This window comes from Spirochaetota bacterium, from assembly GCA_026414805.1.
Lineage (GTDB): Bacteria > Spirochaetota > UBA4802 > UBA4802 > UB4802 > UBA4802.
In genome coordinates, this window is record JAOAIH010000029.1 from 1 (window position 1) to 14,955 (window position 14,955).

Consider the following 14,955-nt stretch of genomic DNA (forward strand, 5'->3'; position numbering starts at 1 on the left):
TTTTATACACATTACCATCAGACGGAATAGTCTTGGTGCCCTTTACCTGAAATGAAACTGCAATCCGCTCTTCTTGCATTGCAGGCATTTCAGCCTCCTGGGGGTGGCCTGCTCACTGTCTTCTTCACTCCTCAGTTGCATGCTTTTAGCAGAATCTTTATAATAATACAGCTGATACACATCAAGATACCACGCATTCATTGTTGGCAATTGTGTAGCAACAAATGGCTTTGAGGTCGATAGCTCCAAAACTACATCCTTCCAATCTTCTCCGGTGCGCTGATACACCCGTGCAGTAAATCAATTACAATTAGATTTTCACCTTTATGCAAATTCAGCCTTGCTTCTTTCTTCACCTGTGCGCAATCATAATATACAATAACTTTAGTAATTTCAGGTTTAACTGTCTGTGCAAAAATTACTGTTGAGCTTATAACAATCATCATTATTACTAATATAGCTTTTTTCATAGAAAACCCTCCCGGAAAATAGAATATACGCATTTTGCTCATCCTTCTCTTGAGTAAAGTAAAGAAAAGCATTGAGTGTGAAGTACTATTTGTGTAACCTCACCTGTGCAATCTGTCGTGAAAGTGACACCAGTCTGTTGTTGTCCCAGATTTCAGTATCAGTTTCAAGCAATCCACAGGTTATAAACCGTGTGCGACTATAAAACAAAAGCCATTCAGATTGTGGCATATTCCTGATATTGACTGTCAATTCTATTGTTGGAACCCAAGCAACAAGCCCTAAGCTTACAAATACTGCAGGTGGGATTGCATCTGAAAAAAGTAGCAATGAAGGAATATCATATTCTCTTTTTTGTCTAAAAGATATCCACCCTTTTTGTATTGATTCTTCACGAAGTTTTCCTTGCATCCACCCAGCTGAATATGGATCAAGGCGAATATCTACCTGAGAAGATAGTGAATAGTTGGGTATTTCCGGAATTGCCATACACTCATGTATAGCACAAACCGTGGGTACACCTGTTTCATATTTTTCAATATCACAATCTATTTTTTCATTTGCAAAGGTGCCCCATGCCCGTATCTTTTCTTTACCATCCTGAAAAAGGCGTGCCTGATACCTGTTAAATTGTGAGGATTGTGCAAAACATTCAACATGCACTTCACAGTCACCAGGGTTGCAACGGGAAATATAATTGGCTGTAACAATAGGTGTTGATTTTTTGTCGCTTTGCAAAAGCATTGCTTTTCCAAGTAATGCAATGAGATAGCCACCATTGGGAATTCCATTTACCAGCCAGTTGTGCGAAATAAACCCTTGAAGCCTGCCATTACCAGATACTATGAAACTACTATCATTATCAAAAACATGCATTTTCTACCTCAAATAGTGTTATTTTTGAGTAATACTATACATATGGATGATATTTATTCAAACAAATTCTATAAATTATTGGAAATACCAATTCTATATTCTATTTGACATTTTTACAAAGCATCCATAGCATATCATACTTCTTTTCCGGTGGTTGTATTTTTAGCTGCTTTCACTTACACCCGGGCAGATGAATTGTGTATCTTTAGTCAATCAACCCCTTTTTTACAGGAGCCAGTATTTCATAGTAAAAAATTAAAAACAACAATTGAATAATCATGAAGAAAAAACTACCATCTTTTTTTGACTGTATTGCTCTTTTATCTATTACAATAGTCCTTCTTTTTACCGGCACTGTTGTATTCAAAATACCCATTCCATTGCTGCTCATAATTTCAGCTTCCATTGCAGGAATCAAAAGTTTTCTTCTTGGGCATAACTGGTCAGAAATTGAGAGCAGTATAGTCAATGTCATAAAAGGTACTTTGCCTGCTATTATGATTCTACTGACTGTTGGAATATTATCTGGAGGCTTCATTGCCTCAGGAACCATACCGCCGCTTATCGATTACGGATTAAGGCTAATTCATCCCACATGGATTTTACCCGCGGCCTATATTGTATGCTGCATAAGCAGCCTTGTTATCGGCAGTTCCTGGACAACAGCTGCAACGATAGGAGTAGCACTTGTGGGGATGGCTGATGCAATGAATGTATCTCCTGCCATTTGTGCTGGTGCTGTTGTTTCAGGTGCATATTTTGGCGATAAACTATCTCCACTTTCAGATACAACGAATTTAGCCCCAGGTGTTTCAGATACCGATCTTTTTTCTCATATACGTGCCATGATGGCAACTACTATCCCAGCTTGGGGAATAGCACTTATAGGCTTTATTGTGGCAAACATATATATTGTCCCTGATACAAATAGTCGACTGGAACAGATTGGTTCTATACTACATACATTGGAGTCATCCTTCAACCTTCACCCTGTTACAATTCTTCCACTTGCTTGTGTTATAATCATGGCATTACTTCGTTTTCCGGCTGTTGTAATTCTTTTATCAGGAAGCTTTGTTGCAATACTGATTGGGTGGCTTGTACAATCACATAGTTTGATTTCAGTGCTTCAATCTGCATACTCAGGCTATTCAATTGATACAGATAATGAAATAATTAATAATCTTTTAAACCGCGGTGGTATCGTTAGTTTTCTGGAAACAACTCTTATCATTCTCTGCGCAACAGGATTAGGAGGCATTTGGGAAAGCGGAGGATATATAACATCGCTACATGATAATTTGCTTCATAAAATTAAGACCAATAAAATGCTTATAATAGCAACAGTTGTTACAGCAACTATCTCAAATATAATTATGGCCGAACAATATTTATCTATCGTAATAACTGGCAGAATATATAAAGATGCATATAAACGAAAAAAACTACAACCATTTATGCTTTCCCGCTCGCTTGAGGATGGCGGCACAGTGACATCAGCACTGGTGCCCTGGAATTCCTGTGGGGCATTCATGAGCTCTGCTCTTGGGGTATCTACTGTGCAGTATCTTCCATTTGCCTTTTTTAATCTTGTAATGCCGACTGTTGCAATTGTCTTGACAGCATTAGGGCTATTTATCTACAGGAAGAAAGAAAACTAATTGTTTTCAACTCAAAATAAAGAAGAACTCAGGAGTAATTATTCATGCAAAATAACATAAAAAAAATACCTTCTCGTGAAGAAATCCCTGCTGAATATAAATGGGACCTTACCCCTTTGTTTTTATCCGATAGTGACTGGGAAGCCTTATACAAGGCAATAGAAAATGCATTGCCCACATATACTCAGTATGAAGGCAAGTTACAAGACTCGTTTGACGTTTTTCTTAACGCAATTGAATTTGATTTATCCATTGCACGTGATATTGACAGGCTCTATACGTATGCGCATTTAAAAAGCGATGAGGACACCACCAATCAGAATGCGCAGGCAATGCTACAAAAAGCACACGCAATAGCCCAGCGTGCTGCAGAAGCTTCAAGCTTTTTAGTACCCGAAATACAATCACTGCCTGAAGCTGTTATCAATAACTATCTGTCACATCCTGAAATGACCCTCTATACATTTTATATTGAAAAAATACTCCGTTATAAAGACCATACACTTTCAAAAGAGATTGAAGAAATTCTGGCAATGGCGCATGAAGTTGTAATTGCACCGGTGGAATTTTTCCGTAAGCTTGACAATGCCGACATGCACTTTGGCACAATCACCACTGAAGATGGCACAACCGTTGAATTAAGCCACGGAAATTTTATCACATTTTTGATGAACTATAACCGTGATATACGCATGAATGCCTTTCATACCTACTATCAGGCATACTCCAATCATAAATACAGTCTTGCACAGTCACTAGCAAGTTCGGTGAAGAAGGATGTTTTTTTTGCACGCGTTAGAAAGTTCAAAAGTTGCTTGCATCAGGCCTTGTTTCCTGACAATATCCCTGAAAGCGTCTACCACTACCTCATAGAAACAGTCACATCAAATCTGCACGGGCTTTTTAAATATTTAAACTATAGAAAAGAGGCATTACAACTTGATGAACTGCACTTTTATGATACTTATGTACCGTTAGTTGAGGATATCCCTTTTAGCATGGAATATGAAGAAGCCTGTAATCTCTGTGCCCAGGCACTGCACCTACTTGGCGATGAATATGTTTCTGTTTTGCATAAGGGCTTGCTGGGAGGATGGGTTGACCGCTATGAAAACAGGGGCAAGATAAGCGGTGCGTATTCATCTGGCTGTTATGACTCTCCACCATATATTCTTATGAACTATGATGCACATACCATCAACAGCCTCTACACCCTCATACACGAATCAGGCCACTCCATGCATTCATATTATTCCAGGAAAAACCAGCCATATGTGTACCACGAGTACACCATCTTTGTTGCTGAAGTTGCCTCCACTCTCAATGAAATTCTCTTAAGCCACTATCTGTTGCAGCGTTATAGTGATAATCCTCACATGCAGGCATATATCCTTAATCGTGAAATAGATGAAATACGGGGCACATTATTCAGGCAAACAATGTTTGCAGAATTTGAGCTTATTACACATACCATGGCTGAGAATAATAATCCCCTTACGTTCCAGTCCCTCACAGAAACGTATACTAACCTGTTACAAAAATACTTTGGCACTACTATTACAATCGATAGCGAGCTTTGTATTGAGTACCTGCGTATACCACATTTTTACTCATCATTTTATGTATATAAATACGCAACAGGAATAGCAGCGGCACTCTCACTTGCTCGGCACATTATAAAAGACCCTGATGCATCAAAGCGTTACCTCCAATTCCTGTCGTTAGGTGGGAGCAAATTCCCCCTTGAGCAATTACGGGTTGCTGGTGTTGATATGGAGTCGCCTGCACCAATTATAGATGCCCTACATTATTTTGACAGCCTTGTAGACAGGTTTATTGAAATTCATAAAAAGCTTCATTAATGCGATAGCTTCTGTAAAAGTTTCTGTGCCTTGACATTACCTGGATCAGCAGCAAGGATTTTATTACAGTATTCTATTGCTTCGCTTGTTTTATGCAACGCTGCACAAATTGCTGCCATAATCGATAGTGCAGGGATATATGAGGGCTGCAAGGAAAGTGAATGTGCTGCAGCACGATACGCCTCATCATAATTATGCAGCTTATAATGAGCTATCGCCAAAAAATATTGTGCCTGGTTGTCATCAGGTTTCTTTGCCACATACTCCTTGAGATGTACCAGTGCATAGTTGAACTGACGTGTATATATATATGAACGTGCTAAAAGATTAAGTGCCTCAACATCATCTGGATTCATTATAACTGACCGCTTCAGTTCATCAATTGCAAGCTCATATTTCTTTTCTGCAAAAAGCTGTTTTCCATTTTCACGATGCTGTAGTGCATTATACATAATTGGATCAAGTTCAAGCAGCACAAACGTCATATCATCACGAGGTGGAGTGCCGCCTAAAAACTTTTCCCATTGTGCAATAATATAGTGTTTGGCATCATCTATGGGCATATCAAGTGTTTCCAGTAAAAGCTTCTCTACTCTCTCATCACTAAAGTCTTCATTATTCCAGTTGCGCGACTCGGGCAAACCATCAGTATACAAAAACACTCTGTCACCAGGTTCCAGTATCCCAAAATTATCTTCAAAAAGTCCACCAACTTCTTCATTGGGAAGAGCACCCAGAAATATCCCTCCAGTATCCCAGTATTGCAAAGTACCTGTATTCCGTTTGCAAACTATAGCTCTTCGATGCGACCCGTTTGCATACATAACATCATACGTTGGAAATATCACCATGAAAAATGCAGTTGCATATTCCTGTGTGCGAATGATACTCACCAGTTGATTGTTGACATCAGCAAAGATGCGTCGCGGCAACATGTACTTGCGGCATGCCTCCTGAAAGCTTATCTTCACCATGGTGCTTACCAGGGCTGCAGGAATGCCATGCCCTGATACATCAGCAATCAAAATACCCAGGCAATCATTGGGCATGCGGATAATATCAAAAAGGTCACCCCCAATATCACTGGAGGCCCTGTTGTACGCAAGTATCCTTATGGCATTATGGAGTATAGGTGTTTGCGGCAAAATGCCTTGTTGAATATTGGCAGCTATCTTCAATTCTTTATCTATTAGGTCATTCTTTTCTTTTAATGTCATAAGGGCCTGATTCAATTCTCTAGTTCTTTGCTCAACTTTTTGTTCCAAATTCCTGCGTATATCATTTACCTCATAGGCAGCAGCTATAAATCCTTTGCTCGTATTGATAAGCTCCTTATCAAGATAGGGAAGAAATAGAGACCCGCTTCCACCACGTGCAAGGTCAACAGCAGCAGATTCAATTTCACTTAAAGACTCTTCTATAGAAAGCAAATAGAAGAATAAAATAATAAATACTATAAATCCAGTGATTACAATAAACAGAATGGGTATTGTAGAAAATATTTCATAATTATTGTAGTATATCATTAGCCCCAGCTCAAGCATTGCAACAAGTACCATTATATTAATAAATATGAACTTGCCTCTTATGCTCAATATATAGCGCTCGTTAAATGAAATGCCCCGCTTTACTAAAAGCCATTTGACCTTACGGCGCATCCTACCTGATAAAAGCTCAGCAACAATATACGTTAAAAAGACATATATAAATATTGCTGATGATATCCCTAAAAAAAGAAAAATTACATTAGTGACATTCCCTTTAATGGCTTCATAGATACATACTCCAACCATAACTATTGAGGGATAAATCAATGCTGCCGTCATATTATCCTTTGGGAGATGTTCTAGAGCTTCCAGTAGCTGTATAGCTTCACCATCACTCATAGTCTGATGCAGGGTATTTTTATGAATATATTTATTTATAAAAGAAAGACGGCGGGTAAAGCATGGAATTCCCACTTTATATAACAATCCAAAATGTATATAGTATAATGGCGCATATACAAAAAGAGTTAATGCCGTAAAAAGTATCGCAAAATCAGAACCATTATTGCTGAGATCAAATCGAACAGTAGCCATTAAAAAAAGTGCAATATATGCAGCAATCACAAAACCACCTAAACTGGTAGTGAATGCTATGGCAAATGTGTAAGTAATGTGTTCACTGATAAAATTAAAAATTGCAAAAAAAGGCTTTATTGCCCATGACTCAAATTTCTGTATCGATATCATTCTAATTGCACCTGAAGCGTCACGTATTTTAGATATTTAGAATTTACTTGTTAATTGTAGTATATCATACTTAAAAAATCAATTAAAAAAATTTTTATAATGAGCCAGATGTATTCTCCACAAAAATATTCATATTATTTTCACTGTTATAATATAATATTACCATACCCTTTTAAGTGCCAGAAAAATATTTTTTAATTTGATATTTTACTGTTGACGTAATAAAAATTATAGCTATATACTTTCATTATCGTTAGTACAAAATCAGGATATCTGGTATAATCAATGCAGGAAGCCCCAATTCCAAAATGCACGCAAACGGTTTTGGTTGTAGATGATGAGGAATCCATCAGAAATATATTGTCACGATATTTGTCCTTGAAAGGCTATGCAGTCATTACTGCTTCTGATGGCAATCAGGCTATTGAGCTTCTCCATTCACACCCTGTTGATCTTGTTCTTACTGATTTAATAATGCCAAATGTCAACGGCAGAGAGCTTCTACAGAAAATGGCAGAGCTTTTTCCCGAAATCCCCAAAATAGTCTTAAGTGGTTATGGAACCAATGAAGACATGTTAGTTGCCCTTAAAACTGGTGCCTATGACTTTATACAGAAGCCACTTACCGATTTTGAGATATTGGACAAAGCAGTTGAAAGAGCTGTTGAAAGCAAACTTCTCAAGGAAGAGCGCAACCGTTATATACAGCAGCTAACTTATCTAAATGACATCATAGGTTTTTTAAATAAGGGTGTTTCCCTTGAGCAAATCTTTGATATCATTGCCAGTCGTATGAAAAAAGCAATTCCTTTTAATCGTTTGGCGATAGCTCTAATTAATGATGCTGGTCTTGTGGAAACTACACTGGTATCTTCTGATAAACCAGTACTAATTGCACCTGGTTTTAAATTCCCTTTAGAGGATTCATCACTTGCAATAGTAGCACAAACAAAAAAATATAATATCATAAATGATCTGGAGGAATACAGCAAACAACATAACTCCGAAAAAGCTAACATGCTACTGAAGGAAGGCATGCAATCAACAATGACAATACCTCTTGTTGCAGCTGGAAGGCTTATTGGTTTTTTGTTGTTTGCATCAACAAGCAAAAACACTTTTGTAACGGAACATGTTCAGTTTGCTGAAACCGTGAGTGGCCATATTGTTTTCAGCTTGCAGCGCGGTGAACTTCTGCATCAATTGGATATATACAATAAAAAATTAGAAGAGATAGTTAAAATCCGTACCCACCAGCTTTTAAAAACACAGAAAGCCACAATATTTGCATTGAGCAGTTTAGCAGAGCTTCGCGACCCTGAAACAGGCTATCATCTTGAACGAATCCGTGGATACTGTATGCTACTGGCACAAATTGCTAAATATTCTGCAGGATTCCTTGAAATTAACAATCAGTTTTTACGCGACCTCTACGATTCTTCTATTTTACATGATATTGGCAAAGTAGGAATATCCGACAGTATTTTACTAAAACCAGGAAAACTGACCCATGACGAATTTGAAATAATAAAGACGCACACCACCATTGGATACAATGCGTTAAAGCGTGCATCCGAAGAGATGGGTCAGGATTCTTTTCTCAATATGGCAATGGATGTTACTCTATACCATCATGAAGCGTGGGACGGTTCAGGGTATCCCCACGGATTATCAGGCGAGGAAATACCACTGACTGCACGCATTGTAACTATAGCCGATGTATATGATGCACTCACAACCCACAGACCATATAAGACCGCCTTTGATCACCAGAAAGCAATTGCAATCATGCAAGAGGAATCGCATCGCTACGATCCAAAACTTTTTGAATTATTTATACAAAATGCAGACGATTTTGATGAGATACGAAAAAAGTACCAGTAAAGAGGGATTACATGCAATCATATTATACTTTTGGCAGTTCCATTACCCCATCAGTAAAAAAAATAATAATTTTTACATCAGCTGTGTATATACTACAGCTTTTTGGTAACATTTTTGCTCAAGGAGTAATTGAAAACACCTTTGGGATTCACCACATAGGATTTGCACACCAGTTCAAATTATGGCAACCGTTCACCTACATGTTTCTACACGGGAATTTTTTGCATATATTTTTCAATATGTTTGCACTATGGATGTTTGGCAGTGATCTTGAAGACTTATTTGGCAGTAAAAATTTTATGCGTTTTTACTTATATAGTGGTGTGGGTGCTGGTTTATGCATAGCTTTGATGAACGCATATATATTTGAGCACTATGAATACAACCCTATTACAATAGGAGCATCAGGTGCCATTTATGCACTTCTTTTAGCGTATGGCATGATATGGCCCAATCGTGAAGTGCTCTTATATTTTCTTTTCCCAATAAAAATGAAATATCTGGTGTTAATTTTTGGAGCAATAGAATTTTTTGGCACATTAGCATCAGCTTCAGGAGCTGGTGGGGGAATAAGCCACATAGGCCACTTTGGCGGGCTTGTTACAGGTTTTATTCTTTTAAAGACAAAATTCTGGTACAAGAAAAAAGAGGTTTTCAACCCATTCAACCGGCTTCTAAGGAGCTATCGCTTAGCACAACATAGAAAAAGGATAGAAGACCGAATTAAAGCTAAGGAAATAATTGACACGCTTCTGGATAAAATCACTCGCTATGGTTTTAGCTCGCTGACCAAGGAAGAAAAGCAAGCATTGGAGTGGGCACGCAAACATTACTACCCGGATAATAATGATATTATCCATTAATGGTGGCATACCTGGTACAATAACTTCTTGACATCCTTGTAGAGTATGGCAGTATCGTGTAATACTGTTATATTGAGGTGTCCAATGTACTGGAATGAGGAAATTGAAACATTAAGCCGCAAGGACCTTGAATCATTGCAGTTTAAAAAATTGCAGAAAGCACTGCAGGCTGCTTCACACACACCTTTTTATAAAAAGGTTTTTGAAGAAAATAAAATCAACATTGATAACATCAAAACTCTTGACCATATCAAAGACCTACCGTTTACCACTAAAAACGATCTTAGATTAAGCTATCCTGATGGTATGGTGGCAGTTCCAAGAAAAGAAATAGTCCGTATGCATGCTTCATCAGGGACAACCGGCAAATCCACAGTCATATTCTATACAGCAAAAGATATAAAGGATTGGGCATCACTTGTTGCTCGATGTATGGTTGCTACCGGTGCAACCCCGGACGACGTGTTTCAGAACATGATGGGATACGGACTTTTTACTGGTGGCCTTGGGCTTCACTATGGTGCTGAGCTATTAGGGTGTATGGTTATTCCGTCAGCATCGGGAAATACGCTGCGGCAAATTCAGCTTATGCAGGATTTTGAAACAACTATTATTCACATTACGCCAAGCTACTGCCTTCACCTGGTAGAGGTAATCCGTGCCGAAGGTATTGACCCGTATGCATTGACTGTCAAAAAAGCATATTTAGGTGCCGAGCCATATTCAGAGGCAACCCGCAAAAAGATTGAAGAGCAGTTTGGCATCGATGCTTACAACTCGTACGGATTAAGCGAAATGAACGGACCCGGCGTTGCTTTTGAATGCACTTATAAAAATGGAATGCATATATGGGAAGATTACTATATTGTTGAGATAATTAATCCTGATACCTGCGAAGTATTGCCACCCGGTGAAGAAGGCGAACTGGTCCTCACTCATATCAACCGTGAAGCAATGCCCATTATCCGCTACAGGACTCGCGACCTCACCAAACTCATACCAGAACCCTGCCCGTGCGGAAGGACTCATTACCGTATAGACCGCATTAAAGGGCGAACTGATGACATGTTGATAGTCAGCGGTGTTAATGTATTTCCATCACAGATTGAAACAGTTCTTATGAAATTTCCTGAGGTTGGCAACAACTATCAGATTATCCTTGATAGGGAAAATAACCTGGACAGGATGCACATCAAAGTAGAGTTATATTCCAAGCTTTTCCATGGCGACATCAAAGAAATTGAAAGAATCAAAAACAGGCTCAAGGAAGCATTGAAGGCATTAATTACTATAAATCCCCGCATAGAGCTTCTGGAGCCAGGCTCACTGCCACCAAGTGAGGGGAAAGCCAAGCGTGTTATTGATAACCGATCGCTATAATTACATTAGGGGAGGTGCCCTATGGCATATCAGGTTTCAGTATTTGCCGAGAATAAACCAGGAAAGATTGAAAGGATAACCAGCGTTCTTGCAAAACAGAATATTAATATCAGAGCTATAACAATAAATGATTCTGGTGATTATGGTATTATAAAGTTGCTGCTGGACAGGCCTGAGGATGGATGTACAGCACTTAAAGAAGAAGGTATTGCAGCTACATTAAAGGAGATAGTAGCTGTGAAAATACAGGATAAGCCGGGAAGCCTGCATAAAGTTGCCGCCATACTAAAAGAACATTCAATCAATGTAGATGATGCATACGGATTTACCGTAAAGCCTCATGAAGAATCTGTTTTTGTATTCCAGGTTGACAATCCAAAATCAGCACAAAAAGTACTGAAAGAAGCAGGCTACCAATTATTAGCTGATAAGGAATTATATTTACTGTAAGATTGGCTCAAAGTTACCGTAAACTTGATTCAGTATCTCAAGATATATACTAATTATTCTTTAAAACTGGAATTACATTGAAAAAATTCTAAAATATAGGAGTACTATCCATGAAAAAAATTACTATTATTTTTACTATTTGCATTGTTCTTTTTTCCATCGCATGCTCACAGCAAATCAGCATACAGGGTAAACCTGATGTATTAGTAAAAAAATTTCTTAAAGATGATTCAACCTATGTCATCATGTGTAAAGGGTACCCAAAACCAGGTACAACCGGCATACAAGCTACCCAAACAGCCAAAGAAGCCGCATTGCTCAATGCCCAGTATATTGCTCGGGGCATCTTTTCAGAAGAAGTTGATATCATTAAGGCTGGAATTGTTGATGATTACTCAATAAATCAGGATTTTGTGATCATTACATATTCAATACATCATCCCAACATCAAACGCTACCTTCAGGAATAATTCACTTTTTTATCTTTATTTAATGGAACAGGCGGTAAATGAAAAGAGGGACAACTTTGATGTCCCTCTTTTCATAAGGTAAATAAAAGCAATTACTTCTGTGCAGGAGCCTGCTCTGCTGGCTGTTCCTGAACTGGCTGCTCAGGAGCTGGAGCTTCTTCTTTCTTGCAGCCAACAAATGCTACAGCAACTGCGAATACAGCGATGAGAATAAGAGATGCTAATTTCTTCATAGTGCGTACCTCTTGTATAGTTTAAAATTTTATTTTGTTTGAGTATGTCATAACCAATAAACATAGCAAGAAAAAAAAATCAAGTACATATTAAAAAATTTTTTTTCGGTAGGTTGAACGGCATGTGGCTGATTCCCATACAGTAACACTTAAAATATTGATTTTTGTTGCGTGGGTGCATGAATAGTGCTTCAACATTTTATCAAATTTTTGATATATAATTTTAGATAATAATTCAGAACTTGGGTTCAGGTTTAAAAATTCTTCTACATCATTTAAATTTTTATGATCAAACTGTTGCAACACCTCTTTGAGCATATCCTTTAAATCATGAAAGTCAATCAATATGCCAAGTTCATTAAGTTTTTCTCCATACACCGATACTTCTACCTTCCAGTTGTGTCCATGAATATTTTCGCATTTTCCCTTGTATCCACGCAATTGATGTGCTGCCGAAATATAGTCTTCTATTGTCAAAATGTACATATACCTTACCTCGTATCACAACTTATGCAAACATTGTTAATACTTTGCTTACTTTTTCTATCTCACGTTTTGTAAGTGTGGGATAGATTGGTAAAGAAAAAAGTTTTTTTGAAAGCCGGTCACTATGTGGATAATCAAGATTACGGAGTTTGCAATATTGATGTAACGGTACCTCTACTGGATGAAATATCTCAATGCCATTTTTCTTGAAAAATTTTTCAGCAATATCAGGCTGGGCATCAAATAGTACCGGAAATGCCTGGTAGGTGCAGTGCTCATTATATGCATATAATGTGGCATGATGCGTTTTATGTAATGCGTCATAGTAGATGCGGGCAATATCACGCCGCCGTTTAACGAAATCTTTCAGCTTCAGCAATTGATTTAAACCAACTGCGGCATGGAGGTCGCTCATGCAATACTCAAAGCCTAGAATATGTGAATGCGGAACACCGCTTCGCACATCGCGCATAGTTGAAAAATATCGGGAATTATTGGTAAACACCATTGCGCCCATTTCTGTTGTGATCATCATTGATGGGGTGAATGATGCAACAGCAATAGATGGCACTGGCAAAAATATATCAGAGGTGTCCATTCCAATGGCATGTGATATATCAAGGATTACCGGAACGGAGCTATCGCCCATATCAAAACCTAATGGTATACCAAACATATGCCCCACAACAATTGCTTTTGTATTGTGCGTAATTGCCGCAATAATTGCTTCCTTTGAAGGATGATACATGCCTTCAGCTATATCAACTAGCACAGGTTTTGCGCCAACCAAAAGGCATGCTTTCAACGGGGCTTCATGAAAAAAAGATGGCATTATAATCTCATCACCTGCACCAATTCCCAGTGCCACAAATGCACAATGGTACGCTGCGGTTACTGAATTTGTGGCCACAGAATATTTTATGGATAGAAGGCTTGCTAATGCTTGTTCAAACTGTTTCACAACTGCACCAGACGCCAATGTGTCCTGAATAAGACAATCAAGCACGCCCTCAAGTTCTTTGCGGGTAATGGTTGGTTTGCTTGCTACTATTTTCATGGCCTCTATCGTATACTGTAATATTCAAATGAAATGTACATGTGACAGGTATTAAAAATTGGTCAAGCATCATTTTGCAAGTACAAAAATTAAATCAAGCTGTGCAATCATTATTCCGATACTACACATAGTATAGGTATTAGCAAAGGAGGCTTTTCATGCGCAAATTTTTTGTAGTAGTGGTGGCGATAGCTCTTGTAATAACTTTTTTTACATCATGTGCACCTAACAATGTCATGACCAAACGTGATGAAACATATACCTTTGACCAGTCGAATGTTCAGGAAAAACCTGTATATTCTGATATGGACTCACCACAGGTAGCTTCAAACAGCGATAGCTCATATTATCAAGTAGGGATAGCCAGCTGGTATGGAAGAGAATTCCAGGGAAGGCTCACAGCATCAGGGCAGCCGTTTGATATGAATAAATACACTGCAGCACACCGTACACTTCCGTTTGGAAGTGTCATTGTTGTAACTAATCTGGAAAATGGCAAGAAAGTGAAGTGTACCGTAAACGACAGAGGACCATTCAAGAAAAACCGCATCCTTGATGTATCCTATGCAGCAGCTCGACAGCTGGATATGCTCACAAAAGGCGAAGCAAAGGTGGGGATTACAGTGCTTTCCTATGGAAATGAAACACAGCAACAGCCACCATCAAATGATGTTGGTGTTTTTGGTGAACCAGTCAATCCTTATAATGAAAATCAAACTAACTCTTTACAAGATTCAAATGATTACATTGGCATAGCATTGCAGACAGGTGCATTTTATTCAAAAGCTAATGCCCTCAAACTCAAAGAAAAGATAGAAACAATAATAGATAAGCCTGTCACTGTTGTGCAGGAAGGATATTACTATAAAGTGAGAATTATTAACCTCAATGACAGCGATGTCGTACACTACAAAAATATCTTAAAAAAGAACGATATTCCCTCATATAAGGTTACAATAGGCCAGTAGCAAACACTACTATTACAACAATAAAAGGGCGCTCATAGGAGCGCCTTTTTTATATACTAAATT

At 38.3% G+C, this 14,955-nt stretch carries 15 protein-coding genes; 8 read left to right on the forward strand and 7 right to left on the reverse strand.

All coding sequences use genetic code 11. The features are described 5' to 3' along the window. Nucleotides 1-42 precede the first annotated feature (42 nt). The 3 genes from N3F66_07490 to N3F66_07500 form a co-directional block, all read right to left on the reverse strand. On the reverse strand, nucleotides 43-249 hold the full coding sequence (locus N3F66_07490; GenBank protein MCX8123995.1) for a hypothetical protein: 207 nt from the start codon (nucleotides 247-249) through the stop codon (nucleotides 43-45). A gap of 2 nt (nucleotides 250-251) precedes the next feature. Then, nucleotides 252-470, reverse strand: coding sequence for a DUF4140 domain-containing protein (locus tag N3F66_07495; protein MCX8123996.1), 219 nt, complete (start codon nucleotides 468-470; stop codon nucleotides 252-254). An 85-nt stretch (nucleotides 471-555) separates the two neighbouring features. After that, entirely contained in the window at nucleotides 556-1,344 is a 789-nt protein-coding gene (locus N3F66_07500) for a thioesterase family protein (protein ID MCX8123997.1), read from the reverse strand. A 278-nt stretch (nucleotides 1,345-1,622) separates the two neighbouring features. Between N3F66_07500 and nhaC the strand changes: the two genes are divergently transcribed. Further along, complete coding sequence (nhaC, locus tag N3F66_07505) at nucleotides 1,623-3,005, forward strand: Na+/H+ antiporter NhaC (GenBank protein MCX8123998.1); 1,383 nt, start codon at nucleotides 1,623-1,625, stop codon at nucleotides 3,003-3,005. A gap of 44 nt (nucleotides 3,006-3,049) precedes the next feature. Then, complete coding sequence (gene pepF, locus N3F66_07510; GenBank protein ID MCX8123999.1) at nucleotides 3,050-4,867, forward strand: oligoendopeptidase F; 1,818 nt, start codon at nucleotides 3,050-3,052, stop codon at nucleotides 4,865-4,867. Here the strand turns inward: pepF and N3F66_07515 are convergent. Further along, on the reverse strand, nucleotides 4,864-7,101 hold the full coding sequence (locus N3F66_07515) for a SpoIIE family protein phosphatase (protein MCX8124000.1): 2,238 nt from the start codon (nucleotides 7,099-7,101) through the stop codon (nucleotides 4,864-4,866). The two genes, pepF and N3F66_07515, sit on opposite strands and share 4 nt — an antisense overlap. Nucleotides 7,102-7,386: 285 nt before the next feature. On the opposite strand from N3F66_07515, the gene N3F66_07520 reads away from it, so the two are divergent. From N3F66_07520 to N3F66_07540, 5 genes are all read left to right on the forward strand, one after another. Further along, nucleotides 7,387-8,985 (forward strand): response regulator, encoded by a 1,599-nt coding sequence (locus tag N3F66_07520; protein MCX8124001.1) that lies wholly within the window; start codon nucleotides 7,387-7,389, stop codon nucleotides 8,983-8,985. An 11-nt stretch (nucleotides 8,986-8,996) separates the two neighbouring features. Then, entirely contained in the window at nucleotides 8,997-9,848 is an 852-nt protein-coding gene (locus tag N3F66_07525; GenBank protein MCX8124002.1) for a rhomboid family intramembrane serine protease, read from the forward strand. An 84-nt stretch (nucleotides 9,849-9,932) separates the two neighbouring features. Then, entirely contained in the window at nucleotides 9,933-11,228 is a 1,296-nt protein-coding gene (locus N3F66_07530; GenBank protein MCX8124003.1) for a phenylacetate--CoA ligase, read from the forward strand. Between the two features lie 21 nt (nucleotides 11,229-11,249). Further along, the gene (locus N3F66_07535; protein MCX8124004.1) at nucleotides 11,250-11,678 is read left to right on the forward strand and encodes an ACT domain-containing protein; all 429 of its coding nucleotides are present in this window, start codon (nucleotides 11,250-11,252) and stop codon (nucleotides 11,676-11,678) included. Nucleotides 11,679-11,788: 110 nt separating this feature from the next. Next, nucleotides 11,789-12,148, forward strand: a complete 360-nt coding sequence (locus tag N3F66_07540) for a hypothetical protein (protein ID MCX8124005.1) — start codon at nucleotides 11,789-11,791, stop codon at nucleotides 12,146-12,148. A 92-nt stretch (nucleotides 12,149-12,240) separates the two neighbouring features. Here the strand turns inward: N3F66_07540 and N3F66_07545 are convergent, their stop codons facing one another. The 3 genes from N3F66_07545 to N3F66_07555 form a co-directional block, all read right to left on the reverse strand. Beyond that, nucleotides 12,241-12,381, reverse strand: coding sequence for a hypothetical protein (locus N3F66_07545; protein MCX8124006.1), 141 nt, complete (start codon nucleotides 12,379-12,381; stop codon nucleotides 12,241-12,243). A 90-nt stretch (nucleotides 12,382-12,471) separates the two neighbouring features. After that, the gene (queD, locus tag N3F66_07550; protein ID MCX8124007.1) at nucleotides 12,472-12,867 is read right to left on the reverse strand and encodes a 6-carboxytetrahydropterin synthase QueD; all 396 of its coding nucleotides are present in this window, start codon (nucleotides 12,865-12,867) and stop codon (nucleotides 12,472-12,474) included. A 22-nt stretch (nucleotides 12,868-12,889) separates the two neighbouring features. Continuing rightward, nucleotides 12,890-13,924 carry a DegT/DnrJ/EryC1/StrS aminotransferase family protein gene (locus N3F66_07555; protein MCX8124008.1) on the reverse strand — a complete coding sequence of 345 codons (1,035 nt, stop codon included), beginning with the start codon at nucleotides 13,922-13,924 and terminating at the stop codon, nucleotides 12,890-12,892. Between the two features lie 158 nt (nucleotides 13,925-14,082). Between N3F66_07555 and N3F66_07560 the strand changes: the two genes are divergently transcribed. Beyond that, nucleotides 14,083-14,892: a septal ring lytic transglycosylase RlpA family protein gene (locus N3F66_07560; GenBank protein MCX8124009.1), complete on the forward strand. Its 810-nt coding sequence runs from the start codon at nucleotides 14,083-14,085 to the stop codon at nucleotides 14,890-14,892. Nucleotides 14,893-14,955: the final 63 nt, after the last annotated feature.

What these genes read in the sequence shown, in the direction of transcription:
- N3F66_07495 (MCX8123996.1), bottom strand. Translation starts at nt 470, where the DNA reads ATGAAAAAAGCTATATTAGTAATAATGATGATTGTTATAAGCTCAACA.
- N3F66_07500 (MCX8123997.1), bottom strand. Translation starts at nt 1,344, where the DNA reads ATGCATGTTTTTGATAATGATAGTAGTTTCATAGTATCTGGTAATGGC.
- nhaC (MCX8123998.1), top strand. Translation starts at nt 1,623, where the DNA reads ATGAAGAAAAAACTACCATCTTTTTTTGACTGTATTGCTCTTTTATCT.
- pepF (MCX8123999.1), top strand. Translation starts at nt 3,050, where the DNA reads ATGCAAAATAACATAAAAAAAATACCTTCTCGTGAAGAAATCCCTGCT.
- N3F66_07515 (MCX8124000.1), bottom strand. Translation starts at nt 7,101, where the DNA reads ATGATATCGATACAGAAATTTGAGTCATGGGCAATAAAGCCTTTTTTT.
- N3F66_07520 (MCX8124001.1), top strand. Translation starts at nt 7,387, where the DNA reads ATGCAGGAAGCCCCAATTCCAAAATGCACGCAAACGGTTTTGGTTGTA.
- N3F66_07525 (MCX8124002.1), top strand. Translation starts at nt 8,997, where the DNA reads ATGCAATCATATTATACTTTTGGCAGTTCCATTACCCCATCAGTAAAA.
- N3F66_07530 (MCX8124003.1), top strand. Translation starts at nt 9,933, where the DNA reads ATGTACTGGAATGAGGAAATTGAAACATTAAGCCGCAAGGACCTTGAA.
- N3F66_07535 (MCX8124004.1), top strand. Translation starts at nt 11,250, where the DNA reads ATGGCATATCAGGTTTCAGTATTTGCCGAGAATAAACCAGGAAAGATT.
- N3F66_07540 (MCX8124005.1), top strand. Translation starts at nt 11,789, where the DNA reads ATGAAAAAAATTACTATTATTTTTACTATTTGCATTGTTCTTTTTTCC.
- N3F66_07545 (MCX8124006.1), bottom strand. Translation starts at nt 12,381, where the DNA reads ATGAAGAAATTAGCATCTCTTATTCTCATCGCTGTATTCGCAGTTGCT.
- queD (MCX8124007.1), bottom strand. Translation starts at nt 12,867, where the DNA reads ATGTACATTTTGACAATAGAAGACTATATTTCGGCAGCACATCAATTG.
- N3F66_07555 (MCX8124008.1), bottom strand. Translation starts at nt 13,924, where the DNA reads ATGAAAATAGTAGCAAGCAAACCAACCATTACCCGCAAAGAACTTGAG.
- N3F66_07560 (MCX8124009.1), top strand. Translation starts at nt 14,083, where the DNA reads ATGCGCAAATTTTTTGTAGTAGTGGTGGCGATAGCTCTTGTAATAACT.